Source organism: Marinobacter sp. V34 (assembly GCF_055524115.1).
The window spans coordinates 37679-62212 of sequence record NZ_JBUPZY010000006.1 but is presented as its reverse complement, the minus strand read 5'-3'; the positions used below and the strand labels follow the sequence as shown (position 1 = coordinate 62212).

Sequence of the window (24534 nt, the reverse complement as noted above, 5' to 3'; positions counted from 1 at the left end):
GTCCGCCATTACCCGACTGAACAGTCAGGAGGAAGTATGAGCTTTAGATTAGGGGTTGATGTGGGCGGCACCTTCACGGACCTGCTTCTCATCAACGATGATACCGGGGCCACCTTCACCGCGAAGGTGCCCTCCACGCCCTCGGATTCGTCCCAGGGCGTACTGAACGGGATCGAGAAGATCTGCCGCACGTCGGGTATTGACCCGAAGCAGATCCGCTCGGTCATGCATGGCACCACGGTGGCCACCAATGCCATTCTGACTCAGAAGGGAGCAAAGGTAGGTCTGGTGACCACTCAGGGATATCGGCAGGTGCTGCACATTGCACGCTCGTTTGTGCCCGGTGGTCTGGGCGGTTGGGTGATCTTCAACAAGCAGCCGTTGCTGGCGTCGCTGGAGCATACCGTGGAAGCGATTGAGCGGGTGAGCGCAAAAGGCGAAGTGGTCACCGAGCTGGATGAGGCAGACATTCGTCAGAAGCTGGAAGCATTGCGGGAGTCTGGAATCGAGGCGCTGACGGTGTCGCTGATCAACGCTTACGCCAGCGGCGTGAATGAAGAGAAAATCGCCGACATCGCCGCCCAGGTAATGCCGGAGATTCCGGTGTCGCTGTCTTCGCGGGTAGTACCCGAAATGCAGGAGTATGAGCGTACGGAAACCACCGTGGTAAACAGTTTTGTGCGCCCGGAGGTGTCCAATTACCTGGACCATCTGGAACACGAGATCAAATCCCGCCTGGCAGACGATGTTCAACTGTCCATCCTGCGCTCCGACGGTGGTCTGGCTACCTGCGATTCCGCGTCTTACACGCCGGTAAATCTGCTGCTGTCCGGCCCGGCCGGGGGCGTGGCCGGAGCCATCTGGTTCTGCTCACGGGGTGGCTTCGACAAGGTACTGACATTCGACGTGGGCGGTACCTCAACTGACGTGGCACTGATCGAAAACAACAGCGCACGCCTGAGACGGGAAACCCGGGTGGGTGACGTGGCCGTGCGAGCGCCTTCGGTGGACGTGCGCACGGTTGGCGCCGGCGGTGGCTCTATCGCTTTTGTGCCGGAGCTGACCAAGGCTTTGCGTGTTGGCCCGGACAGTGCGGGCGCGGAACCCGGGCCGGCTGCCTACAACAAGGGTGGTGACCAGCCCACGGTGACTGACGCCAACGTGGTACTCGGTTACCTGCCGTCAAACCAGAAGCTGGGCGGCGACATGGAGATTCGCAAGGATCTCGCCGAAGCGGCGGTTCAGAAAGTCGCTGATGGCATGGGCGTGTCTCTGAAAGAAGCTGCAGAGGGCATTGTGCGGATCGCCAACGAGCATATGTTCGGGGCGCTGCGGCTGATCTCGGTCGAACAGGGCTACGACCCGCGGGAGTTTGCCCTGTGCGGGTTTGGCGGTGCCGGCCCACTGCACGCCAACGCCCTGGGTATACTGATGGATGCCTGGCCGGTGATTGTACCGCCATCGCCCGGCGTGCTTTGCGCCTATGGTGACGCCACAACACGGGTGAAGGATGAGGCGTCACGGTCACTGATCAAAGGCTTCTCCAAACTGGGCCAGTCCGAAATTCTGGACATCCTCGAAACGTTGACCCAACAGGTCAATCAATCTCTGGAAGTTCAGGACATTCCCCGGGACCAGCAAACCATCACCTGGCAGGCGGACGTTCGTTATCAGGGCCAGGCGCTGTTGCTGACACAGGACATAGAGCCGCGAGAGCTGAAAGCGAAAGGCCTGGCCTTGCTACAGGATGCGTTCGACGCGGAGCATCATCAGCTGTTTAGCTTCTCGCTGGACGAAGAACACGAGCTGGTGAACCTGCGCGCCATCGCCCGAGCACCGCGGCCCAACATTACTGAGAAGGAATGGACCACCGAGGCCGAAAGCCTGAGCGAGGCAGTTACCGGCGAGAGTGCGATCTATTTTGACGGTCAGGACCACAACGCCACCTTGTATGATCGCGAGAAACTCTGGCCCGGACACATTGTGCCGGGGCCGGCGATTGTCACCGAGATGGATTCCACCACCGTGGTCTTCCCCGGCTATCAGGCGGAAGTCGACAGGGTGGGGAATCTGCTGATTGAACCCGTTGGTCATAAGGGCAGGGAGTAATCGTATGTCTGCGAATATCATTCAACCCAACAGCACACCGCTGCAACGCGTGGACGTGGATACCGTCACCCTCGACATCATCGAGAACGCCATGGCCAACGCCCGCAACGAGATGGATGCGGTGCTGATCCGCACCGCCATGTCCCCCGGTATCCGCGAGCAGGGGGATGCCTTCCCCATGATCGCCAATCACGAGGGCAAGATGGTGGTGGGGCAGTTTGGCTCTTTCATTACCGGGTTTACCCAGTCTTACGAGGGCACCATTGAAGAGGGTGACATTTTCCTGACCAATGATCCTTATATGTGTGACGGTGCGGTCAGTCACCTGCCAGACTGGCTGGTGCTGGTGCCGATCTTCAAGGATGGCCGTCTGATTAACTGGGCTGCCATGTTCGGACACATGTCGGATGTGGGCGGCAAGGTGCCTGGCAGTCTGCCCACCGACGCGCAAACCATCTATGAGGAAGGCATCCGCATTCCACCGGTGAAGATCTACAAGAAAGGCGAGCTGAACGAAGACGTGCTGGATCTGATCCTGCACAACGTGCGCATGCCACGCTGGAACAAGTCCGACTTCAACGCCATTGTGGCGTCCTGCCGCACCGCCGGACGACGTTGCGTGGAACTCGCCAACCGGTTCGGCGACGACATCTTCACCAGTGCCCTGGGCATGATGCTGGATCGTAACTTCATTGCCATGCGGGAAATCATCCGTGCAGTGGTGCCGGAAGAAAAGCGCTCGTTCGAAGATTATATCTGTGACGACGGTGCAGGCCTTGGCCCCTACACCATCCGCTGCACCATGTGGCGCGAAGGTGACAAAGCCATTTTTGACTTTGAGGGCACAGACCCACAGGCGCCATCTTCCGTGAACTTCTACCTCAACGAGGAGATGTTCAAGATGTTCTTTGGCGCCTTCACCATCAACCTGTTCGATCCGTCGATTCTATTCAACGACGGCTTCTATGATCTGGTGGAAGTGAATATTCCCCAGGGTTCCATCCTCAAGCCCAATTTCCCGGCGGCGCTGTCCTGCCGGACCCATCTTCTGGGACGTATCTTCGATGTGATGGGGGGGCTGCTGGGACAGGGTACGCCGGACGCCATGAGTGGTGCTGGCTTCTCGGATTCGCCCCATTTCATGTACTCGGGTTACGACGAGAATAATGAGTGGTTCCAGCTGTTCCAGATCGGCTTCGGCGGTATTCCCGGTCGGCCGGTGGGCGATGGGCCGGATGGCCACTCACTCTGGCCAGGCTTCACCAACGTACCCAATGAGTTTGTTGAAGCATACTTCCCGCTGCGAATTGAGACCTATGAAACCATCACGGATTCCGGCGGCGCCGGGTTGCATCGGGGCGGTAACGGTATTCGTGTGGGTTATCGGTTGCTGGCTGATGGCGAAATCTCCATCCACGATGATCGCTGGTTGACATATCCCTGGGGCGTGAACGGTGGCGACCCCGGCCAGCGCAGCCGCAAGGAACTGGTAAAAGCCAACGGTGAGCGTCGAATGCTGCCGTCGAAGTGTGACCACGTTAAAGTGGAAACCGGCGATCTGGTGATCTTTGACACCTGGGGTGGCGGCGGTTGGGGCAATCCCCTGGAGCGAGATTCGAAAGCGGTGGCTTCAGACGTTCTCAAGGGTCTCGTGAGTGTCGAGGGCGCGAAACGCTACGGCGTTGTCCTGGATGCGAAAGGCCGAATCGACGATAGTGCCACCGCGGCACTGCGACAGGATATGGCATCAACCCGAGACAGCTCGGCCTTGTTCTCCCGAGGTGGCACTATCGAGGAAATCAAGGCGCGGTGCCAGGAGGAGACGGGCCTGCCTGCGCCTGCCATGCCAGTCTGGAAATCCGGCGCAGGAGGTGTGGCATGAGCCTGGACTCTCGCACCCTTGGAAAAGCCGAACGATACGCGTTGATCGTGGTGGATATGAGCCTGGGGTTTACCGACCCCGCGCTCAGCCCGCTGGCCGCGGAGTGTGACGCGGTGATTGAAGCCAACCGTGTATTGCTGAACCGGTTTCGTGCTGCGGGCCTGCCGGTTATGTTCACGACCGTGGCCTACAGCTCGCCTGAGCAGGCGCGAATATTTCGCGAGAAACTTCCTGAGTTGGAGGTGCTACAGGCAGGTTCCGGGCTGGAAGTGATCGACCCAAGACTTGAACGGCGCGACAACGAAGTCTTGGTGACCAAACAGTGGCCCAGTGGTTTCTTTCAAACGGACTTGCATCAACAGCTGACAAGTGTCGGGGCTGATGGTGCCGTCGTGACAGGGCTGACTACCAGCGGCTGTGTGCGTGCCACGGCGCTTGGCTGCCTGCAACACGAATACCGCACCATCGTGGTTGAGGACGCCTGTGGCGACCGGGATCGCGACGCCCACGCCGCGAACCTGAAGGATCTGAACACCAAATACGTGGATGTGCTCTCGTTGGCAGAAACGATTGAATATGTTTTCTGACCGTTGGGTAGCGGTTTCTCTGAGCCTGACGCTAGCCGCTTGTGCTTCATTGCCAAACCCGCCCGAGACTGGATCGAACCGCGAGGCGTTTCTGGACGCCCTCGCGGCCGAGCCGGAGGCCTGTGAACATTACCGGGATCTGTACGTACGGGGGTTCAAGACCAACGTGGCGGCTTTGAGTGAATCTGATAGTGGCCTAAAAACCAGAGCCGAGACGCTTCTGCAACGAAGCACTTATGGGCTGGACGACGCTGGCGTAGGACTACAGGAATGTTCACGCCCCTACTGCATCATCAAGCCTTTGCAGAATGGCCGGCTGGAGTCCTGGTGTGGCTATCGAATTGCAGCGGATCAGGGCGAGGAACTCTATCAGTGGTTGAACTGGTCCGAGGCCAGCAACAGCGCATACAGCCCCTAACGAGGACAAATATATGGCTGCGCAAACGCTTTACGACAAGCTGTGGAGTCGTCACTTGGTCGACGAACTGCCGGATGGCAGTTCGCTACTATACATTGATCGTCATCTGTTGCATGAGGTGACATCGCCCCAGGCATTTTCAGGGCTGCGCTCGGTTGGTCGCAAACCCTGGAGGTTGGATGCCAATATTGCGGTGCCGGATCACGCCGTACCGACTCGAAATCGGGAGCTGGGTGTGCCGGGTATTGCCGATCTGATTGCCCGTAAACAGGTCGAAACCCTGGTTGCTAATTGCCGGGAGTACGATATTGAGCTGATTGAACTGGAAGATTCCCGCCAGGGTATCGTCCATGTGATCGGCCCTGAGCAGGGTCTGACTTTGCCTGGAATGACTATCGTATGTGGTGATTCCCACACCTCCACGCACGGGGCTTTTGCCACGTTGGCTATGGGTATTGGTACCAGCGAAGTAGAGCACGTGTTGGCAACCCAGACCTTGAAAACCCGAAAGCAAAAGAATATGCGGGTAACCTTCGACGGCCTGCTCCAGCATGGGGTAACCGCTAAGGATCTGATTCTCGCACTTATAGGCCGCATAGGAACAGCCGGTGGCACAGGCCATGCCATTGAGTACGCCGGTAGTGCGATTGAAGCGCTGTCAATGGAAGGGCGTATGACCATCTGTAATATGAGCATCGAGGCCGGTGCCCGAGCGGGTATGGTGGCGTACGATGCCAAGACCCAGGCGTTTGTCGAAGGGCGTCCCCGCGCCCCTGCTGGTCCGGAACTGGAGGAGGCGAAGCAGCATTGGCAAACGCTAACGTCGGATTACAATGCAACATTTGATCGGGAAGAGCATTTCGATGTCAGCGATCTCCGGCCACAGGTCAGTTGGGGTACCTCGCCGGAAATGGTCACAGCCATTGATGGCGCGGTCCCGGACGTTGAGGGCATGAGTGATGAATCTCAGCGCCGAAATCTTCAGCGAGCGCTCGACTACATGGGCCTGAAAAGTGGCCAGCCCCTGAAAGGTCTTCCCATCGATAAAGTCTTTATTGGTTCCTGTACCAACGCCCGAATTGAAGATCTGCGGGAGGTAGCGCATTTGCTAAAGGGTCATATGGTGCATGCCCGCGTAAAGCAGGCACTGATCGTGCCAGGTTCCGGACTGGTCGGGCTTCAGGCGGAGCGGGAAGGGCTGGACGACGTCTTCAAGCGGGCTGGTTTTGAATGGCGGTCGGCGGGATGCTCCATGTGCCTGGGAATGAATGATGACCGACTGTCTGAAGGGGAGCGATGTGCTTCTACCTCGAATCGAAATTTCGAGGGTCGGCAAGGAAAAGGTGGGCGAACACATCTGATGAGTCCTCTCATGGCTGCGGCTGCGGCGATTGCGGGCCAGCTTACTGACGTCCGGGAGATTTGATCATGCAGCCTTTCAAAACGCACACTGGCACTGTCATTCCTTTGAACCGTTCGAACATCGACACGGATGCAATCATTCCCAAGCAGTACCTGAAAATGCTGGAGAAGACCGGCTACGGTCCTCATCTGTTTGACGATGAGCGCTATTTGGACGCAGGTGACGTGGATACACCCATTGCAGAGCGGCGTCTCAATCCTGATTGCGTTCTCAACCAGTCACCCTATGATCATGGTTCAATTGTGTTGGCCCAGGCCAATTTTGGGTGTGGGTCATCCAGGGAGCATGCGGTCTGGGCGCTGCGGGACTTTGGGGTTCGCGCGGTTCTCGCGCCCAGTTTTGGTGATATTTTTTTCAACAATTGTTTCAACAACGGCCTGCTACCGATCATTCTTGACCAGTCTCAGATCAACGAACTGTTCCGGCGATGTGAGTCTGGCCCCGGATTCGAGTTGACGGTGGATCTCCAGGGTTGCCAGATCATTGGCGACGGCATTTTGTGGCCCTTTGTGATAGAAGAAGGGCGGCGGCATAATCTGCTCAGAGGGCTGGACGAGATTGGGCTGACTCTGGATCGTTCAAATACCATTAGGAACTACGAGGCAAGTCGTCGGCAACAGGAACCCTGGCTGTTCCGATAGACAGGGGCATCGGTTACTCTGAAGTGATGTGATTCGAGCGAGAGATACCTGTGAAGTTCAACAACTCTGAAAACAAGCGGGTCAGGATCTGCCTGATCGGTAACTCCAAGCTCAGTAAAATGGTGCATTCGCTGGTGCCGGAGTTTCAGTCTATCGCCGATATCGTGATTATCGACAGCATATTCAATGATGCGCTGTTGGCCGCCCGGCGGCTGGTCGAGCATGAAGCCGTTGACGTGTTCGTCAGCGCAGGTGCCAACGCTTATTACCTGAAGGACACACTGCCGGTTCCGGTGGTGTCATTGAAAGTGCGCCAGTCGGACCTTGTGAATGCGGTGTTGAAAGCCCGCCAGATCAACTCCCGAATGCTGCTGATGACCCACGAACATCAGGCCACATGGACAGAATTCCTGGGCTACGTCGAAGGAGTTGATGTTGATCACCGTACCTATACGACCGTAGAGGAAGCCAAGGATATTTTTCACACCGTCCGAAAGGACGGCTTTGGGGTTATTATCGGTTCGAGCTACATGTGCGACCTTGCTGAGCAGGCGGGCATACCCTATGTCATGATCTACTCCCGCGAATCCTGCCGCTACATGATCCGGCGGGCCATTACGGTGGTGGGAGAGCACAAGCGGGAACTTGAGCAGAGCGCATTTGCCCGTTTCATGATCGAAAACGCGCCCCGCCCCATCATCATCACGAATCGTGATGAGCAGGTGGTTAGCTTTAATGAGGGGGTGAAGGATCTGATTCCTCACATCGCGTCTGGCAAAACCATTGATCGGTTTCTGGACCGCCGGTTCCTTGGGGCGGACAGCACCGTCGCAGAAGGCTTGCTCCTCGGTGACCGACTCTGCCGAGTCGCCAAGCGACTCTTTGAAGTGGGTGATGAGCGGGTGGGGAATCTTTATTCCATTACTGCAGCACCTATCAGGCAGCAGGACCGCTCAGTTGGAGCCGGACAACTGGTGTTTCAGTCCAGTAAAATGTCCGAAGTAAGTCGTCTGCTGGAGATATATGGGGCCACACCGGGCGCCGTGCTGTTGCGTGGTGAGACGGGGACCGGTAAAGAACTGGCGGCGCGGCAGATTCATAACTCCAGTCAAAACAGTGATGGTCCCTTCGTTGCCATCAACTGTGCTGCCATTCCGGACGAGCTTTTTGAATCCGAACTGTTTGGTTATGCGGACGGTGCCTTTACCAATTCCAAATCCGGTGGTCAGTCGGGGTTATTGGAGTCGGCTAATAACGGCACCTTTTTCATGGATGAGATCAATTCTCTGCCCATGCCCCAGCAGGCAAAACTTCTGAGAGTTCTTCAAGAGCGTGAGGTTCGCCCCGTTGGCGCCAGGAAGTCCATCGCATTGAACATCAAATTTGTCGCTGCCTGTAACCACGATTTGCAAGAGGAAGTGAAGGCGGGTCGTTTTCGGGAAGACCTCTACTATCGTCTGAATGTTTTCATGATCACCCTGCCGTCGTTAAGAGAGCGACCGGATGACATTGAGCCGCTGACCCGCCATTTTATCAGCAAAGTCGGTCAGCAGTACGGGATTGAAGTTGAAGCAGAGAATCTGGTTGAGGCGCTTATGCCTCGGTTTCGTCGATTCGACTGGCCTGGCAACGTACGTCAGTTGGAAAATTTGCTGGAGCGACTGCTGGTATCCACTACCCTTTACACCTCAATTGGGGAATTTGCATCACGCCTTGACGATCTTGCACCGGAGCTGTTTTCGTCGCATTTGCAGGCCGGTCCAGATCCAGATGCGGGCCATCTTCAGGCTGTTGAGCAGGAAGAGATACTGAAGGTTCTGGATCGTTTCGGTGGGAACAAAACCCGGACGGCGGAATACCTTGGTATCAGCCAGACCACATTATGGCGTCGGCTGAAACAAATGAACGTTGAGAAAGGCGCGAGTTGAAGGGGTGCAGCCCCCCGGCGGTGATCGGCGCCGGAAGGCTATTTGCAGGAAATCAGTCGTTTAACTGATCCCGAATCAGTTTCTTGTTGATCTTGCCAACGCTGGTTTTCGGTATGTCGTCGACGAAATCAATCTGGTTCGGAATGGCCCATTTGTTGATCTCACCGGAATCCACGAACTGCTTCAGGTGGTTCTGGATATCGTCCAGTGAAGCCTCCTCTCCGGGCTTGAGGGTGACCAGTGCGTGAGGTCGCTCGCCCCATTTCTCGTCGGGCACACCCACCACCGCTGCACCGGCGACGGCTGGATGTTGGCTGATCAGGTTTTCCAGATCCAGGGAGGACAGCCATTCACCGCCGGTTTTGATCACATCTTTTATGCGGTCCTTGATCAACAGTGTGTTGTCTGTCTCCAGGCTTGCCACATCCCCCGTATGCAACCAGCCACCTTGCCAGAGTTCCTCACCTTTTTTCGGCTCCTTAAAGTAACTCTGGGTCAGCCATGGCGCTCGGGCAACCACTTCGCCCTTGGCCTCGCCGTCATGGGGTACGGGTTTGCCCTCCGGGTCCACGATCTCCAGTTCCACCATGGGCACCGCAATACCTGTCTTGATGCGTTTGGAGGTCTGTTGCTCCAGAGGCAGTTCCAGATCTTTCGCTGTCAGGTGAGTGGTGCTCAGAAGCGGACAGGTTTCCGACATGCCATAGCCCGTATACATGGAAATACCCAATCTGGCCCCGGCGTCACACAGGCCGCGCGTAAGCGCGCTGCCACCGATCAGTACGTGCCAGTTGCTGAGGTCGGCAGTCTTGATAGATTCGGTTGCCATCATCATCTGCATGACGGTCGGCACACAGTGGGAAAAGGTCACTTTGTGTTCTTTGAGGAGATCGACCAGTAGTTCCGGTTCATAGCGTCCGGGGTAGACTTGTTTTATACCCAGCATGGTAGCCGCGTAGGGCACGCCCCAGGCGTGCACATGAAACATGGGGGTCACGGGCATGTAAACGGACGAGGACCTGAGTAGCGGCATCTCATCATAAGCGGACAAAGAGCCGGTCATTGCCAGCGTATGGAGAACAAGCTGGCGGTGGCTGAAGAACACACCCTTGGGGTTCCCGGTGGTTCCGGTGGTGTAGAAGGTCGTAGCGATGCTGTTTTCGTCGAAGTCCGGGAAATCGAACGTCGTACCGGCCTTGGCAAGCAGTTGTTCGTATTCACCGAGTGATGGCAGTGATGTGGTTTTCACTTGTGCATCGTCACTCAGTTGGATGTAGTGTTTGACCGTTTTAATCTCGTCCTTCACGCCTTCCAGGATGGGTAGGAAGTCGTCGTGTACCATTACCACATCGTCTTCAGCGTGGTTCATGGTATAGACGATCTGCTCGGGGGACAGGCGTACGTTCACCGTATGCAGCACGGCGCCAATCATCGGGATGGCGAAGAAGCATTCCAGGTACCGCGGCGTATCCCAGTCCATCACCGCAACGGTATCACCTGGTTTAACACCTGCGTCGGTGAGGGCGTTGGCCAGTCGGTTAATACGCTCAACCAGGTCGGTATAGGTGTACTTGCTGCGGTTGGCGTAAACGATTTCCTGGTCGGGAGAGTACCGGGGCCCGGAAAGCAGCAGTTGCTTGATCAGTAGTGGGTATTGGTGTGCGTTGTCTGCCGGCTTCAGGATGCGGGTTTGTGCCATGATTCGGTGCCTCTCTCAATTGTTTAATTTATAACGAGAAGAGGGGTAAATCTGACACAGTTTCCGGCATACGGAAACCTTTGGGCGGTAAAAAAGCGCAGATCCGATATGGCGGGATTTAAATGGCCCGTTGGTCCCGGTCTGCGCTCTCGATGGGGTGTTCGCGAGAGGTTATTCGCGAGAAATCATTCGTAAGTGCAGAGGTAGGCCGTGTCTATATCAGTTTTGGCCTTGAAGCTGGCTTGTCCCGCCACTTCAAAAAACTCGCCAGAACCGTAGGTCATCCACTCTTCCATGCCAGGAAGGAGAACGGTCAATACGCCGCTGATCACCGTCATGGTTTCTTTCTTGCTGGTGCCGAATTCATACTCGCCAGGGCTAATGACGCCAACTGTCGCGGGCAGACTGGAGGTCTGAAAGGCAATGGACTTGGCCTTGCCATCAAAATACTCGTTTATTTTCAGCATGGGATACGCTCCTCGAAATTGTGGGAGCCTACTATACGGGAAATTTGTACAACTCCAATGACAAATTTCCCGTTACTGATCCCAGGTATTCCCTCGGGTATTTTCAACTGTAGGTACTTTGATATGCATGGCTGCCTTGGCCATTAAGTTGGCGCTCACCGGTGCGGTCAGGAAAAGGAACACGGTAATGAGCACTTCGGCAATTCCCACACCTTCTCCCGTGCTGCTGAAGTAGATGACTGAGCTCAGTACGATGGCGCCCACACCCACGGTGGTCGCTTTCGTTGGGCCGTGCAGGCGGGTGTAGAAGTCAGGTAGCCGCGCCAGCCCAATGGCGCCAACAAGGGTGAAGAAACCACCGACGAGCAGTAACAGTACGATGGCGTATTCGGCAATAGGATTCATAATGGGAAACCTCTGGTCACAGGGTGCTTGCCTTGTTGGTTATTCAATCACGCTGCCGCGCTTCAGATATTTGGCCATCGCTACTGTACCAACGAAGCCCATCACCGCGATCAGCAGTGCGGCTTCCAGGTACAGGCGTGTGCCCAGCGTTATTCCGAGCAAAACAATCAGCGCGATGGCGTTGATGTACAGAGTGTCCAGAGCCAGTACCTGATCCGGTGCGTCCGGCCCTTTGATCAGTCGATAGACGTTCAGCACCGCAGCCAGGACAACCATGGCAATGGTGATGTACAGCGCTATGGTAATCATTGAAACATCTCCTTCAGGCGCGCCTCGTAGCGGGTGCGAATCGCGTTGATCACCTCGTCGTCACTCTCTGCGTCAAGGGCGTGGATCAGCAGTAACGTTCTGTCGTCACTGACATCGGCACTGACGGTTCCCGGTGTCAGGGAAATGGTACTGGCCAACATGGAAATAGCCAGGGGGTGTGTCAGCTCCAGAGGATAGGACACCAGCATCGGTTTGGGGGCGCGGCCGCTCAGTATCAGGCGGGCGACGGAGATGCTGGAGACTACAATGTCGTAGAGGACGATGACCAGATACGGCGGCAGTTTCCAGGGACGCGCTACGAACGGAGGGTCCGGCCAGAAACCACGGGTCAGCTGTGGGATCATCCAGGCCAGAACCAGCCCCAAGACAACACTGGCGCCAGAAATGCCGTCACTCAGGAACTGCCAGATGGCAAATAGGCTGAGGCTGAGGTATGGGTGCGGAAAGCTCAGGCGGTCAAGCATTACTTTTCCTCCCCAACCATGGGTGTGCTCAGGATTTCGGTGTAGGCGCTGGTGTCATGGAGCTGTGCCGCCGTATCTTCGGCGTAGCGGCTGATTGGACCGGCCAGGATAACGATCACGACGCTCAACGAAACCAACGCGCTCGCCGACACAGATAGGGATGGGGTCAGCTTTTGAGGTTCTTCAATATGACCTTCCACATTGCGCCAGAACACGATACTGCCTGCGCGGCTGTAGGCGATCAGCGTGAAAAAGCTGCCAATCAACAACACGCTCCAGAGCCAGGCAACATCCGACTCGGTCACCGCCGACTTGAGAATCAGCAACTTGGCAAAAAATCCACTGAGTGGCGGCAGGCCTACGGCAGCCACAGCCCCCATAAGGAAGAGAACACTCAGGAAGGTGCGGTTGGCGATCCGTGGTGCAGTGACAATTTTGTCCTGGGCACTGCCACGTTGACCATCAACGAGATCTGCTACCAGGAATAGGCCACCGACCACCCAGGTTGTGTTAAGTAGGTAGAAAAGTGCTGCGGATGTGCCAGCTACCGTGCCAAACGAGATGGCGGCGAGCAGCGTTCCGACTGAGATAATCACCTGCCAGGCAATCAGCTTCCTCAGGCTCGCGGCGCCCAGGGCCCCGATGACGCCCATGGTCAGGGTGATCAGCGCCAATGGGAAAAGCCAGTTCATACCCAGGCCGGCCAACTCACCTGCCTGGCTGCCAAAGATCAGGGTAAAGACGCGGATAATGGCGTAGATACCCACCTTGGTCATGACCGCAAACAGGGCTGCGACCGGTGCAGTGGCGTTGGAATAGGCTCCGGGCAGCCAGAAGCATAGCGGCAGGATGGCGGCTTTCAGGCCGAACACCACCAGCAACATCATGCCACCGGCTTTCACCAGGGGAAGGTTCTCTTCGGCCACCTGCGGAATCTTGACGGCCAGATCTGCCATGTTGAGCGTTCCCGTTACGCTGTAAATCATGCCAACGCCGATCAGGAAGACGGCGGAGCCTGCGAGATTCAATACCACATAATGCAGGCCGGGAACGGTTCGGCTGGTGCCTTCGCCGTGCATCAGCAGACCATAGGAGGCAATCAGCAGGACCTCGAACGCAACAAAGAGGTTGAACAGGTCCCCCGTCAGGAAAGCGATGTTCAGACCCAGTAGCTGAAAAAGAAACAGTCCGTGGAACTGACGGCTGTTCTCATCGGTGCCACCGATCGCATATACATGACAGAACAACGCCAGCACGGCGGTCATTACAAGCATCAGAGCGGCAAGCCTGTCCAACACCAGTACGATACCGAACGGCGGTTGCCAGTTCCCGAAAGCGTAGATGCGATAACTACCGTCGTCAGCGAGAACAAGAAGGACGATTGCAGCTACCAGCATCAGTACCGTGGTGGCAATGGCGAGCGTCCGCCTTAAAGCGATGGGAGCGTACCCCATAAACGCCTGCAATATGCCGCCGATCAGCGGAATCAGTATGGGAGCGGTCAGCCAGTGATTCATGTGTTGGCGCCCTCCTGCTTCTGTTCCTTTTCCTGCTCCGGCGGAGTGCTGTCCTGTTCTGGCACGCGGCCGTTGACATGGTCGTCGCTGTTGTCGGCAAGGCTGCGCAAGGAAAGCACAACCACGAAGGCGGTCATCGCGAAACCGATCACAATGGCGGTCAGCACCAGTGCCTGGGGCAGGGGGTCGGAATAGGTTTCCGCGCTGCCGATGATGGGCTGGCCACCGGTCACCAGCCGTCCGGACGAGAACAGAAACAGGTTAACGCCATAAGACAGCATGGTCAGGCCCACAACAACGGGAAAGGTGCGGGCTCTGAGCATCAGGTAAACCCCGGAGGCCGTTAAAGCCCCGATGACCACCGCGAATGCAAGCTCCATTATGAGCCCTCCTTGTAGTGGGTACTCTTGATAGCCGAATGGGGCGACAGGCGACCGACGCTGGTCAGCGCCAGAAGTGTGGCGCCGATAACGGTCAGGTAGACGCCGAGATCAAAGACCAGCGCTGAGGCTACCTCGAATTTTCCAACCACTGGCCAGTAGACGTAGTCGAACGTGGATGTGAGGAACGGATAGCCGAACGCGAAACTGCCGGCCCCGGCGATCAGTGCAAACAGCAGCCCCAGGCCGATAACGTTGTGGTAGCGGATTGAAATACGGTCCTGGGTCCAGGACATCCCGCTGGCAATGTATTGCAGGATCAGCGCCACGGCAGTGATCAAACCGGCGATGAAACCGCCACCAGGCATGTTGTGGCCGCGCAGGAATATGTAGGCGGAGATCATCAGAGCTAGTGGCAGCATCGGCCTGGCAATCTGCTGCAGCATCATCGGGTACGCATCCCGCGTCCAGGGATGGCCCTGGCCATCACCCGGAGGCGGGGTCAGGGCGACATTGCGCAGCATGGCGTAAATACCCAGTGCCGCAATGCCCAGCACCGTGATCTCACCGAGGGTATCGAAACCACGGAAGTCCACGAGGATGACGTTGACCACGTTAGTGCCGCCGCCGCCGGGTTTGCTGTTCTCGAGGAAAAACTCCGAAATTGACGTAAATGGCTGTGTCAGCATGGCCAGAGTAATGAGCGTCATGCCGATACCGGCCGCACCGGCGATCAGAATATCCCTGATGCGGCGGCCTTTCGGCGTTTCGATGGGCGTCCAGGAAGGCATGTAGTACAGCGCCAACATGAGCAGGACAATCGTCACCACTTCAACCGACAACTGCGTCATCGCCAGGTCCGGAGCTGAGAAACGGGCAAAACCGAGCGCAACAAGAAGCCCGACGACACTGAGCAGTACCAACGCAAAGAATCGGTCACGATGCACGACCGCCGTACCCAGAGCCGCAACGACCAGGATGGCAGCGCCGATAAGCGTAGGCCAGTCCACGGGGCTGAGCCCGTTGCTGCCAATGGAAATCCCCAGGTCCCAGAGCGGGAGCACGGCGACGGCAATCACGCTAATGATCAGCAGCATGGCATAGCGCTGCAACGAGCCGTTCTCGATGTAGGCCGTTACTGTATGGGCGGTATCCGAAATCCGGCTTACAATGGCTTCGAAAACCGCTTTTTCATCAATTTCCTTGAAACGGGCATGGAAATCGAAAAACCGCTGGCGCTGTGTATACATCAGCAGACCACCGAAGAAGGCTACAAAACTCATCAGCAGTGGCAGGTTAAAGCCGTGAATAACTGTCAGGTGATACTCGGGAACGTCTCCGCCGAGAGTGGCCGACGCTGCGGCATAGAGCAGTGGGCCTACGGAGAAAGCCGGGAACATGCCCACCATCAGGCAGGCGAAGACCAGGATCTCAACGGGTATCTTCATGTACCTCGGTGGCTCATGGGGCGGAAAGATAGGCAGATTGACGGGCCGACCGTTGAAAAACACGTCGTGGATGAACCGTGCCGAATAGGCAACGGCAAATATGCCGGCCAGTGTTGCAACAAGCGGCGGCAGATAGGCCCACAGGCCTGGAAGATTCAGTTCCAACGCTTCGGCGAAGAACATCTCCTTGCTCAGGAAGCCATTGAGCAGAGGTACGCCCGCCATTGACGATGCCGCCACCATGGCCAGCGTGGCGGTATGCGGCATGTAGCGCCAGAGACCGTTAATCTTTCGCATGTCCCGGGTGCCGGTCTCATGGTCAATAATGCCGGCGGCCATAAACAGGGACGCCTTGAATATTGCGTGGTTGATGACGTGAAACACCGCGGCGACGGCAGCCAGTTGGGTACCCATACCAAATAGCAGAGTAATAAGGCCAAGATGACTGACGGTTGAATGGGCCAGAAGGCCTTTGAGATCATGCTTGAACATGGCGACATAGGCGCCAATCAGCAGTGTGGCCATGCCGGTAAAGCTGACCATGTAGAACCACTGTTCGGTGCCGGCGAGGGCCGGGTACAGCCGTGCCATCAGGAAGATGCCTGCTTTCACCATGGTGGCTGAATGCAGATAGGCTGAAACAGGCGTCGGCGCCTGCATGGCGTGGGGCAGCCAGAAATGGAACGGGAACTGTGCGGACTTGGTGAACGCGCCCAGCAGCACCAGGGTAAGTGCCACCGGGTACATGCTGTGGTTCTTGATCAGCTCTCCGGCGGCGAGAACGTCTTCCAATTCATAGCTGCCTACGATGTTACCAATCAGCAGAATGCCGGCCAGCAGTGCCAGGCCGCCGCCACCGGTGATGGCCAACGACATCCTTGCACCGCGGCGGGCGTCTTTCTTATGGGTCCAGAAGCTGATCAACAGAAACGATGTCAGGCTGGTCAACTCCCAGAACACCACCATTAGCAGGAGATTGCTCGACAACACAATGCCAAGCATGGAGCCTTTGAAACATAAAAGTAGCGCGTAGAACTTACCGACGTTCTCGTGTGGCTTCAGGTAGTAGCGGGCGTACAGGATGATCAGCAGCCCGATAATCAGAATCAGCAGCGTAAAAAGCAGCGACAGGCCGTCCAGACGAAAGCTGAAAGACAGTCCGAGGGCTGGTAGCCACTCAGTGGTGTGCTGCACGATGCCGCCGTCGGCGAGGACTGCCCAGTGGGGGTATAGTGCCGCCAAACCAATGATGGCCGGGACACAGGAAATTACAGCAATTGCCGTGCGTCCGCCCTGGGCGAACAGTGGGGCCGCCAGGGCTCCCAGAAACGGCAGTAAAACGACCAGCGGTAGCGACATCGCAACCTCTTATTGGCTTTCTTCTTTATGGATGGAGATGCAAGTGTTGCCTGAGTTTAGCCCCCGGTGTCCGTGCTTGCACGGGCAACCATTTGAATGGTGGCCAGGATATCAGCAGTGATGGGGTGGATCCGGGAAGTAGGGTAAGCTGCCGCGATGCTTCTTTGCATCAGCAGCGACCGGTGAAAAACCGGGATGTGTATTAGCCAGGGACCTTGCGGTCGTCATGATTGCTCCGATAATCATTTACCCTGGCTGATGATACGTGGCCGTCTACGCAGGTCAAGTACGCTGACCATTTATCCGCGTTCAGATCAAAAATTACGGCGGTCCTGGAAGGGTTTGTCGGGAGATCCGGAGTTGCGGGCGATCGCAATTCGTTGATTGGCCCGTCCAAGGACTTTTTTCTGCAGCTTTGTTTCCCAGTCCAGTGCCACCTTGTCAGTGGCACTCCAGCTTCTGTTGAACAGCAGCTTGCTCGCCGCTACGGCATCGGGCGAGCGCTCGGCCAGTTCCCGGGCGAAGTTTATCGCCTCTGCCATAGGGTCGTCGCTTACACGGCTGACCAGGCCCATGGCTTTTGCTTCAGTTCCGGTAAACCGACGTGCGGTCATGGTCAGTTCCTTGGCGAGATCGATGGGTATCAGTTCCCGTAAGGTCACCGTCAGACTCATGTCCGGTATAAGGCCCCACTTACTCTCCATGATGGAAAACTCGCAGTCCGTGGTGGAAAACCGAAAATCGGCACCCAGCGCAATCTGGAAGCCACCGCCAAAACAGTAACCATGGGTTACGGCAATCACCGGTGCCGGTACATCCCGCCATAAATAGCCGACATCCTGGGCGAGGTTGCTGATCCTGCGGCCGGGCTTGACCAATAGCTTGAGGAAATTTACCGGGTTCTTCGACACGGTCTTTACATCCAGTCCGGAGCAGAAGGCCTCCCCGGCACCGTTCAGGATGATGGCGCGCACGCTGCGGTCTTTCTTCAGGGTTTTGGCCGCCCTGGTAATCGCCTCGAACATGGGCATGTCGAGGCCATTGTATTTCTCCGGCCGGTTCAGCGTCACGATGGCAATACCGTCCTCGATCGTGATCAATACCCGTTCAGAATCGCGTGCGCTCATAGTGTGGGTTCCATGTCATACGTTAGTCGTAGGTCGCTATGCTACCATGTTGCCTCCTGATGAAAACGTCCGCATGAGACGAGACGATCAGATGACCAGATGACCAGACAAAGAGAAACAACATGACCGCAGCCTACCCGAACCTGCTGAAGCCCCTTGATCTGGGTTTCACGGAGTTAAAAAACCGCGTGCTTATGGGCTCCATGCATACCGGCCTGGAAGACCGGTTCTGGAACATCCACAAGCTTGCCCGTTATTTTGCCGAGCGTGCGGAAGGCGGCGTGGGGTTGATGGTCACCGGAGGATTTTCACCCAACTTCGTCGGCCAGCTTTCGCCTCTGGCGTCCACCATGAACCATCGTGGCACCGCCATGCTTCACCGTCATGTCACCAGTGAAGTTCATGACGCCGGCGGCAAGATCTGCCTGCAACTGCTTCATGCCGGTCGCTACGGTTACCAGCCGTTCAGCGTCTCCGCCTCGGCCACCAAGGCGCCGATTACGCCGTTCAAGGCCCGTGCGCTCTCCACCAAGGGCGTCGATAAGCAGATCAATGACTTCGTCAACGCCGCAAAATTGGCGAAGCTGGCCCGTTATGACGGCGTTGAGGTTATGGGATCGGAAGGGTATTTCATTAACCAGTTCCTGTGTGAGCGTACGAATAAACGCACCGATAAATGGGGCGGTCCGTTCGAGAACCGCATGCAGCTACCGGTGGAGATCGTTCGCCGGATGCGTGAAGCGGTTGGCCCCGAGTTCATTATCATTTACCGCCTGTCGATGCTGGACCTGGTGGAAGGTGGGCAGACCTGGGATCAGGTGGTGCAGTTGGGCAAAGCCATCGAAAAAGCCGGCGCCACCATTATCAATACCGGCATCGGCTGGCATGAAGCCCGGGTGCCGACGATTGTGACGTCGGTGCCACGGGGCGGTTTTGCAGATGTGACCGCCAAATTCTACGGCGAAGTGGACATTCCTGTGTGCACGACCAACCGCATCAACACCCCGGAGAAAGGCGAGGAAATCCTCGCAGCGGGCAAGGCCGATATGGTGTCCATGGCGCGGCCGTTGCTGGCGGATTCAGAATTTGTGCGCAAGGCCGAACAGAACCGCAGTGACGAAATCAACACCTGTATTGCCTGCAACCAGGCCTGCCTGGATCATGTGTTTCAGCTCAAGCGGGCCTCGTGCCTGGTGAACCCGCGCGCCTGTCACGAAACCGAATTGGTACTGACGGTGGCTCCGGTCAGCCGTCGCGTGGCGGTGGTCGGAGCTGGCCCTGCCGGATTGGCTGCAGCGACGACGGCTGCCAAGCGGGGTCACAAAGTGACGCTGTTTGAAGCGGACGACAAGATTGGTGGCCAGTTCAACTACGCCAAACGCATTCCCGGCAAGGAAGAGTTCTATGAAACGCTGCGATATTACCAGCGCCAGATCGAGATCCTGGGCATTGAACTGAAACTCAATACCCGCGTGGATGCAGACTCGATGGGAGAACAGGGCTTTGACGACGTGATCATCGCCACGGGCGTGAAGCCGCGGACGCCCGGAATCGATGGTATCGACCATCCGAAGGTACTCGGTTACCTTGATGTCCTCCGCCACAACAAGCCCGTGGGTCCGTCGGTAGCGGTGATAGGTGCCGGTGGTATCGGCTTCGATGTCAGCGAGTTCCTAACCCATGAATTCGGTCATCACCCCGAGGGAGAACAAGTCAGCATGGCAGACTGGCAGGCTGAGTGGGGCGTTGATCCGCAATTTGATGGGCCCGGTGGCCTGGCCGAGCGCAAGCCCACGTCGTCACCCCGTAAGATCTACCTGATGCAGCGAAAAACCAGCAAAGTCGGCGGTGGTCTGGGCAAGACTTCTGGCTGGGTGCACCGCAACAGCCTCAAACATCGTGACGTTGAGATGCTGAGGGGCTGCAGCTACGACAAGATTGACGATGACGGCCTCCACATCACTCTGTCGGATAAGGAGGGCAAGGTTACCGAGAGCAAGGTTTTGGCCGTGGACAATGTCATCATATGCGCCGGCCAGGAGCCGTTCCGGGTGCTGTTTGATGATTTGGTGAATCGGGGCATTCAGACCCATTTGATCGGTGGCGCGGATGTGGCGGAAGAATTGGATGCCAAACGAGCGATTCGTCAGGGAACGGAAGTGGCTGCCAGGATTTGACCGAGTGGACAAAATTGGTCACAAAGTGATCGCCCTGATCAGTCTCGCAGTAATAACAGTCAGTTGCTGTCAGGATAACTGACTGTTGTCTACCGAATGGCTTTCAGGGCCTCGCTGATAGCGTCGGCCTCGGCGGACAGAACCCTGTAGCGAAGGCTATCGGCCTGCTGGCTGGCCTGTAGCAGCTGTTTCTGCTTCATATCATAAAGACGATTGAGCAGTGCGCATTGCTGGTTCTTGTGTGGTGCTTTCATGGTATTGCCCTCCACAGGAAGTGGCCTGTGTCAGTAATTTTTACGTTTGGCTTCGGCTTTTGGCCTTGTAGCAATACCTAAGCATAACTCGGGCCAAAAGCGCGTCCGGGCGGCTATCTGCCAAACCTCGCCCGATAGCTACCCGGTGCCAGACCAGTATGTTTCCTGAATAGACGGCTGAACGAACTGACATCTTCATATCCCACCAGCCGCGTGACCTCTTCAACCGCCACCCGCGAGTTCTCCAGATGTTGCCTGGCCGCCTCGATTCTCAGGATTTGCAGGTAGCCAGTGGGGGTGTCCCCCGTTGCCGCCTTGAATCTCCGAATCAACGAACGCTCCGTTAAGCCGGCCAATACGGCAAGGGCTTGCAGGGTCACCGGTTTGGTATGATTCGCATCCAGCCAATCCTGCAGCTTCAGAATCGCCGCATCGGAGTGGTAGCGCCGAGCTTGCAGGGCACCGTAAGGCGCCTGGCTTGTCCGCCCAGCATCAATCACAAACGCTTTCGCAAGCTCCCGCGCCACCTTCGCCCCGGCATAACGCTCCACCAGATATACCCCCAGATCCCACCACGCCATACCACCGCCGGCACAGGCAATGTGCCCATCCACTGTAATCAGCTTTTCCGGCTGCAGGTCTACCCCGGGAAAGCGTTTTCTGAACTGGTTGCTGAACCCCCAATGGGTCGTCGCCTGACGCCCCTCCAGCAACCCTGCCTCCGCCAGCAGAAACGCCCCAGTGCAGTTACTGGCCAACCGAACCTCCCCAGAGGGTGCTTCCTGGAAACCACTGAGCCAGTCAACCAGCCCGGGATTGGCCTCCAGAACCCGCGCAATCGGCGCGCCAATCGTTGGCACAATAACCAGATCCGCCTGCGGATAGCCGGTGGGAATGTCCTGCCAGTCCCCATCGGCCATCAACGTAATCCCATTGATGCACCGGCAGGGCCTACCGCCCTCGGTCAGCAACTGAGTGGTGAATTCCTGCTCCGGAGGCGTGTCGTTGATGCGCGCCCAGGTCACTCCCGCAAGGCGAAACAGATCAATAACGCCGGTAATCGCACTGGCAAGCGCACCGTCAAAACCAACTACAGAAACCGTTCGCATACCCACTCCAAATCAGGGCTGAGAATAAAAGAAAGTGGCAATTTCAACCATGATTATGTCATTAACGCCGGTTTCAACCAAAACAACCGTATGAGAGGCTATACGCCATAAACAGGAGACCCGAAATGACCGACACCCTGATTGACCGCCGTGACTTGGCGTTCCAACTCTATGAAGTACTCGACACCGAAAGCCTCAGCGAACGCGAGCGCTTCAGCGAACACAGCCGCGACACCTTCGACGCCGTCATCGAAACCGCCGACAGAATCGCCCGAGACAAATTCGCCACCCACAACAGCGCCGCCGACAAAGACGAGCCTAAATTCGTCGACGGCCAGATAGAAATGCTTCCCCAAGTCAAAGAAGCCTTTGACGCCTACGCCGATGCAGGTTTCATCGCCGGACGCTACGATTACGACCTGGGAGGCATGCAATTGCCGGAATCTGTCATGGCAGCGTGCAACGGCTTCTTCACCGCCGCCAACCCGGGCACAGCCGGATATCCGTTCCTGACCACCGCCGCCGCCAACCTGATCCGCGTGTTCGGCAACGACCAGCAGAAAAGCACCTTTCTGCCACACATGCTCAGCGGCCGCTTCACCGGCACCATGGCCCTGACCGAGCCCCATGCCGGCTCATCACTGGCCGATATCCGCACCTCCGCCACGCCGACTGAAAACGGTCATTACCTGATCAAAGGCGCCAAAATCTACATTTCCGGTGGCGAGCAGTCCCTCACCGAGAACATCGTTCACATGGTACTGGCGAAGGTTAAAGGTGCCCCGGCAGGCGTAAAAGGCATCTCCCTGTTTATCGTGCCGAAATTCATTGTGGATGACGAAGGCAACGCCACAGAACGTAACGGCGTGAACCTGGCGGGCCTCATTCACAAGCTGGGCTACCGTGGTACCACTTCAACGGCACTCAGTTTTGGTGACGATGCCCCCTGCCACGGTTATCTGGTGGGGGAGCCCCACCAGGGCCTGAAGTACATGTTCCAGATGATGAACGAAGCCCGGGTCGGCGTCGGTTTTGGCGCAGCCGTGATTGGTTATCGTGGCTACATGCACAGCCTGGAATACGCCAAGGACCGCCTGCAGGGCCGCAAGCCATCGGAGAAGAACCCGGAAGCGCCTCAGGTTCCCATCATTGAACATGCCGATGTGCGACGCATGCTGTTGGCTCAGAAAGCCTACAGTGAAGGTGGTCTGGCGCTGTGCCTATACGGCGCACGCCTGATGGACGACCAGCACACCCATCCGGACGAGCAGAAACGGATGGAAGCCGGCAAACTGCTGGATCTGCTGACCCCAGTCATCAAGGCCTGGCCTTCCGAGTACGGACCCAAGGCCAACGACCTGGCTATCCAAGTCTATGGCGGCGCCGGTTACACCCGGGAATACCCGGTGGAGCAGTGCTGGCGGGATAACCGCCTGAACCCTATTCACGAAGGCACCAACGGCATCCAGGCACTGGACCTGCTGGGCCGCAAGATCTGGCAGGACCAGAGCTACGGCCTGCAGCTTCTGATGCAGGAAATGCAGGTGGACCTGGAAGCTGCCACCACCGATCGCTGCCAGCAATGGGCACTGTCCCTCAGCGAAACCCTGCAGCAAGCGGTAAAAGTGACCCAGAGCCTGGGTAAATCCCTGATGTCGGAAGATCCCGACCGGATTCTGGCCAACGCCTCCTGCTACCTGCACCTGTTCGGCCATATCATCGTATCCTGGATGTGGTTGCGTCAGGCCAATGCCGCCGCCAAGGCCCTCGGCTCTGCCAACAGTGATGAAGAAAGGAGCTTCTACCAGGGCAAGCTGCAGGCCGCCCAGTACTTCTTCCATTGGGAACTGCCCACCGTGGCACAGGATCTGGTGTTGCTCCGCAACCAGGACGATACCTGCATGAACATGAAACCGGAGTGGTTCTGAAACTGGCGGACTGACACAATCTAAACCAGACTGTAGGCAGGCTCCGGAATGCAGGTATCAGCGTTTCGGAGCGCTTTCCTATCCTGCTGCACCCACAGGGAAGAACCTGCCATGACGTCGGGACACGCCTCCAACGCCTATCGCCCGGTGCGCTGTGAAGTTCACAGTTTGCTCCGGGAGTATCTGACCTCCTCAAAGCTGGCTGAGATTGTCTATCGCGACGATGCCGGCCAGATCTGCGCAACCCATGACATCATTCGTGACCTGTTCAGTCGCGCTGGCCAGGAGTTTGTATTTCTGGGGCGTGGCCATATGGTTCGCCTTGACCACGTACTCACGCTAGACGGTATTATCGTGGCCGGTGCCATCTGATGTTTGCAGGTCATTGCTTTCTCTAACTTATTGTTGCCAATAACAAAAGCGTAATCGTCAGGTAATTGTGCCCGCACCGTCACAGTCGTAGACTTGTCGCTGTTGTTTTCACACTCCAATGAAAGGACACAATTATGAACAAGCTGACACTGAGCGCACTGGCATTGTTAATGACGCTGGGCCTTGCAGCCTGCAGCCAGGACGACGACGAAGGAGTTGATCTCGAGGAAGCCGGTGACAACGTTGAGGAAATGGCGGATGACGCCGGCGATGCGGTCGAAGAAACCTACGAAGACGCCACCGGCCAGAATGACAGCGCCTGGGACGAAACCAAGGACGCCGCAGGGGATGCTGCCGAAGAAACTGGCGAGGCAATGGACGAAACCGGTGAGGAAATGGGCGAAGCTGCCGAGGAAGCCGGCGACTCCATGCAATAAGATTGCGTCTGTGGCCTGCCCTTGATGGGCAGGCTTTTTTGGCTGTAAGAAAATGTTAAAGAAACTGTCTTTT

The 24534-nt window shown here is 56.9% G+C and carries 22 protein-coding genes; 11 read left to right on the top strand and 11 right to left on the bottom strand.

Features of this window, described 5'->3' with window-relative positions:
* Positions 1-36 precede the first annotated feature (36 nt).
* From AC0B60_RS11375 to AC0B60_RS11345, 7 genes are read left to right on the top strand one after another with little or no spacing between them, the layout of a single operon-like run.
* Positions 37-2109 carry a hydantoinase/oxoprolinase family protein gene (locus AC0B60_RS11375; protein ID WP_465085923.1) on the top strand — a complete coding sequence of 691 codons (2073 nt, stop codon included), beginning with the start codon at positions 37-39 and terminating at the stop codon, positions 2107-2109.
* A gap of 4 nt (positions 2110-2113) precedes the next feature.
* Positions 2114-3991 (top strand): hydantoinase B/oxoprolinase family protein, encoded by a 1878-nt coding sequence (locus AC0B60_RS11370; protein ID WP_465085922.1) that lies wholly within the window; start codon positions 2114-2116, stop codon positions 3989-3991.
* Positions 3988-4578, top strand: a complete 591-nt coding sequence (locus AC0B60_RS11365) for an isochorismatase family protein (RefSeq protein ID WP_465085921.1) — start codon at positions 3988-3990, stop codon at positions 4576-4578. Before AC0B60_RS11370 ends, AC0B60_RS11365 begins: the two co-directional genes overlap by 4 nt.
* The gene (locus AC0B60_RS11360; RefSeq protein ID WP_465086138.1) at positions 4568-4996 is read left to right on the top strand and encodes an isopropylmalate isomerase; all 429 of its coding nucleotides are present in this window, start codon (positions 4568-4570) and stop codon (positions 4994-4996) included. The genes AC0B60_RS11365 and AC0B60_RS11360 overlap by 11 nt, the downstream gene beginning before the upstream one ends.
* 13 nt (positions 4997-5009) lie before the next feature.
* Positions 5010-6422: a 3-isopropylmalate dehydratase large subunit gene (gene leuC, locus AC0B60_RS11355; RefSeq protein ID WP_465085920.1), complete on the top strand. Its 1413-nt coding sequence runs from the start codon at positions 5010-5012 to the stop codon at positions 6420-6422.
* Positions 6423-6424: 2 nt separating this feature from the next.
* A complete protein-coding gene (leuD, locus tag AC0B60_RS11350) occupies positions 6425-7060 on the top strand; it encodes a 3-isopropylmalate dehydratase small subunit (RefSeq protein ID WP_465085919.1) in 636 nt (211 codons plus the stop codon).
* Between the two features lie 50 nt (positions 7061-7110).
* Positions 7111-8988: a sigma 54-interacting transcriptional regulator gene (locus AC0B60_RS11345; RefSeq protein ID WP_465085918.1), complete on the top strand. Its 1878-nt coding sequence runs from the start codon at positions 7111-7113 to the stop codon at positions 8986-8988.
* Between the two features lie 52 nt (positions 8989-9040).
* Here AC0B60_RS11345 and AC0B60_RS11340 read toward each other — a convergent pair whose 3' ends face one another.
* The 9 genes from AC0B60_RS11340 to AC0B60_RS11300 form a co-directional block, all read right to left on the bottom strand.
* Positions 9041-10687, bottom strand: coding sequence for a fatty acid--CoA ligase (locus tag AC0B60_RS11340; protein ID WP_465085917.1), 1647 nt, complete (start codon positions 10685-10687; stop codon positions 9041-9043).
* A 185-nt stretch (positions 10688-10872) separates the two neighbouring features.
* Positions 10873-11154: a pyrimidine/purine nucleoside phosphorylase gene (gene ppnP / locus AC0B60_RS11335; protein WP_465085916.1), complete on the bottom strand. Its 282-nt coding sequence runs from the start codon at positions 11152-11154 to the stop codon at positions 10873-10875.
* Positions 11155-11226: 72 nt separating this feature from the next.
* The gene (locus AC0B60_RS11330; protein WP_465085915.1) at positions 11227-11559 is read right to left on the bottom strand and encodes a Na+/H+ antiporter subunit G; all 333 of its coding nucleotides are present in this window, start codon (positions 11557-11559) and stop codon (positions 11227-11229) included.
* A gap of 39 nt (positions 11560-11598) precedes the next feature.
* Positions 11599-11868: a K+/H+ antiporter subunit F gene (locus AC0B60_RS11325; RefSeq protein WP_465085914.1), complete on the bottom strand. Its 270-nt coding sequence runs from the start codon at positions 11866-11868 to the stop codon at positions 11599-11601.
* Positions 11865-12353, bottom strand: a complete 489-nt coding sequence (locus tag AC0B60_RS11320; RefSeq protein WP_465085913.1) for a Na+/H+ antiporter subunit E — start codon at positions 12351-12353, stop codon at positions 11865-11867. The genes AC0B60_RS11325 and AC0B60_RS11320 overlap by 4 nt, the downstream gene beginning before the upstream one ends.
* Entirely contained in the window at positions 12353-13870 is a 1518-nt protein-coding gene (locus AC0B60_RS11315; protein WP_465085912.1) for a monovalent cation/H+ antiporter subunit D, read from the bottom strand. The genes AC0B60_RS11320 and AC0B60_RS11315 overlap by 1 nt, the downstream gene beginning before the upstream one ends.
* Positions 13867-14250 (bottom strand): Na+/H+ antiporter subunit C, encoded by a 384-nt coding sequence (locus AC0B60_RS11310; protein WP_465085911.1) that lies wholly within the window; start codon positions 14248-14250, stop codon positions 13867-13869. The genes AC0B60_RS11315 and AC0B60_RS11310 overlap by 4 nt, the downstream gene beginning before the upstream one ends.
* Positions 14250-17057: a monovalent cation/H+ antiporter subunit A gene (locus AC0B60_RS11305; protein ID WP_465085910.1), complete on the bottom strand. Its 2808-nt coding sequence runs from the start codon at positions 17055-17057 to the stop codon at positions 14250-14252. The genes AC0B60_RS11310 and AC0B60_RS11305 overlap by 1 nt, the downstream gene beginning before the upstream one ends.
* Positions 17058-17371: 314 nt before the next feature.
* On the bottom strand, positions 17372-18184 hold the full coding sequence (locus AC0B60_RS11300) for a crotonase/enoyl-CoA hydratase family protein (RefSeq protein WP_465085909.1): 813 nt from the start codon (positions 18182-18184) through the stop codon (positions 17372-17374).
* 122 nt (positions 18185-18306) lie between these two features.
* Between AC0B60_RS11300 and AC0B60_RS11295 the strand changes: the two genes are divergently transcribed.
* Positions 18307-20361 carry an FAD-dependent oxidoreductase gene (locus AC0B60_RS11295; protein ID WP_465085908.1) on the top strand — a complete coding sequence of 685 codons (2055 nt, stop codon included), beginning with the start codon at positions 18307-18309 and terminating at the stop codon, positions 20359-20361.
* Between the two features lie 89 nt (positions 20362-20450).
* Here AC0B60_RS11295 and AC0B60_RS11290 read toward each other — a convergent pair whose 3' ends face one another.
* Complete coding sequence (locus AC0B60_RS11290; RefSeq protein ID WP_465085907.1) at positions 20451-20615, bottom strand: hypothetical protein; 165 nt, start codon at positions 20613-20615, stop codon at positions 20451-20453.
* A gap of 113 nt (positions 20616-20728) precedes the next feature.
* Positions 20729-21724, bottom strand: coding sequence for a GlxA family transcriptional regulator (locus AC0B60_RS11285; protein WP_465085906.1), 996 nt, complete (start codon positions 21722-21724; stop codon positions 20729-20731).
* 125 nt (positions 21725-21849) lie between these two features.
* Between AC0B60_RS11285 and AC0B60_RS11280 the strand changes: the two genes are divergently transcribed.
* From AC0B60_RS11280 to AC0B60_RS11270, 3 genes are all read left to right on the top strand, one after another.
* On the top strand, positions 21850-23652 hold the full coding sequence (locus tag AC0B60_RS11280; RefSeq protein WP_465085905.1) for an acyl-CoA dehydrogenase: 1803 nt from the start codon (positions 21850-21852) through the stop codon (positions 23650-23652).
* 111 nt (positions 23653-23763) lie between these two features.
* Positions 23764-24024 carry a hypothetical protein gene (locus AC0B60_RS11275; protein ID WP_465085904.1) on the top strand — a complete coding sequence of 87 codons (261 nt, stop codon included), beginning with the start codon at positions 23764-23766 and terminating at the stop codon, positions 24022-24024.
* A 134-nt stretch (positions 24025-24158) separates the two neighbouring features.
* Positions 24159-24461 (top strand): hypothetical protein, encoded by a 303-nt coding sequence (locus AC0B60_RS11270; protein WP_465085903.1) that lies wholly within the window; start codon positions 24159-24161, stop codon positions 24459-24461.
* Positions 24462-24534: the final 73 nt, after the last annotated feature.

Coding starts and splice junctions, on each gene's coding strand:
- AC0B60_RS11365 (WP_465085921.1), top strand. CDS start 3,988: ATGAGCCTGGACTCTCGCACCCTTGGAAAAGCCGAACGATACGCGTTG.
- AC0B60_RS11315 (WP_465085912.1), bottom strand. CDS start 13,870: ATGAATCACTGGCTGACCGCTCCCATACTGATTCCGCTGATCGGCGGC.
- AC0B60_RS11360 (WP_465086138.1), top strand. CDS start 4,568: ATGTTTTCTGACCGTTGGGTAGCGGTTTCTCTGAGCCTGACGCTAGCC.
- AC0B60_RS11295 (WP_465085908.1), top strand. CDS start 18,307: ATGACCGCAGCCTACCCGAACCTGCTGAAGCCCCTTGATCTGGGTTTC.
- AC0B60_RS11325 (WP_465085914.1), bottom strand. CDS start 11,868: ATGATTACCATAGCGCTGTACATCACCATTGCCATGGTTGTCCTGGCT.
- AC0B60_RS11320 (WP_465085913.1), bottom strand. CDS start 12,353: ATGCTTGACCGCCTGAGCTTTCCGCACCCATACCTCAGCCTCAGCCTA.
- AC0B60_RS11275 (WP_465085904.1), top strand. CDS start 23,764: ATGACGTCGGGACACGCCTCCAACGCCTATCGCCCGGTGCGCTGTGAA.
- AC0B60_RS11310 (WP_465085911.1), bottom strand. CDS start 14,250: ATGGAGCTTGCATTCGCGGTGGTCATCGGGGCTTTAACGGCCTCCGGG.
- AC0B60_RS11270 (WP_465085903.1), top strand. CDS start 24,159: ATGAACAAGCTGACACTGAGCGCACTGGCATTGTTAATGACGCTGGGC.
- AC0B60_RS11290 (WP_465085907.1), bottom strand. CDS start 20,615: ATGAAAGCACCACACAAGAACCAGCAATGCGCACTGCTCAATCGTCTT.
- AC0B60_RS11285 (WP_465085906.1), bottom strand. CDS start 21,724: ATGCGAACGGTTTCTGTAGTTGGTTTTGACGGTGCGCTTGCCAGTGCG.
- AC0B60_RS11305 (WP_465085910.1), bottom strand. CDS start 17,057: ATGTCGCTACCGCTGGTCGTTTTACTGCCGTTTCTGGGAGCCCTGGCG.
- ppnP (WP_465085916.1), bottom strand. CDS start 11,154: ATGCTGAAAATAAACGAGTATTTTGATGGCAAGGCCAAGTCCATTGCC.
- AC0B60_RS11340 (WP_465085917.1), bottom strand. CDS start 10,687: ATGGCACAAACCCGCATCCTGAAGCCGGCAGACAACGCACACCAATAC.
- AC0B60_RS11280 (WP_465085905.1), top strand. CDS start 21,850: ATGACCGACACCCTGATTGACCGCCGTGACTTGGCGTTCCAACTCTAT.
- AC0B60_RS11370 (WP_465085922.1), top strand. CDS start 2,114: ATGTCTGCGAATATCATTCAACCCAACAGCACACCGCTGCAACGCGTG.
- AC0B60_RS11330 (WP_465085915.1), bottom strand. CDS start 11,559: ATGAATCCTATTGCCGAATACGCCATCGTACTGTTACTGCTCGTCGGT.
- leuC (WP_465085920.1), top strand. CDS start 5,010: ATGGCTGCGCAAACGCTTTACGACAAGCTGTGGAGTCGTCACTTGGTC.
- leuD (WP_465085919.1), top strand. CDS start 6,425: ATGCAGCCTTTCAAAACGCACACTGGCACTGTCATTCCTTTGAACCGT.
- AC0B60_RS11375 (WP_465085923.1), top strand. CDS start 37: ATGAGCTTTAGATTAGGGGTTGATGTGGGCGGCACCTTCACGGACCTG.
- AC0B60_RS11300 (WP_465085909.1), bottom strand. CDS start 18,184: ATGAGCGCACGCGATTCTGAACGGGTATTGATCACGATCGAGGACGGT.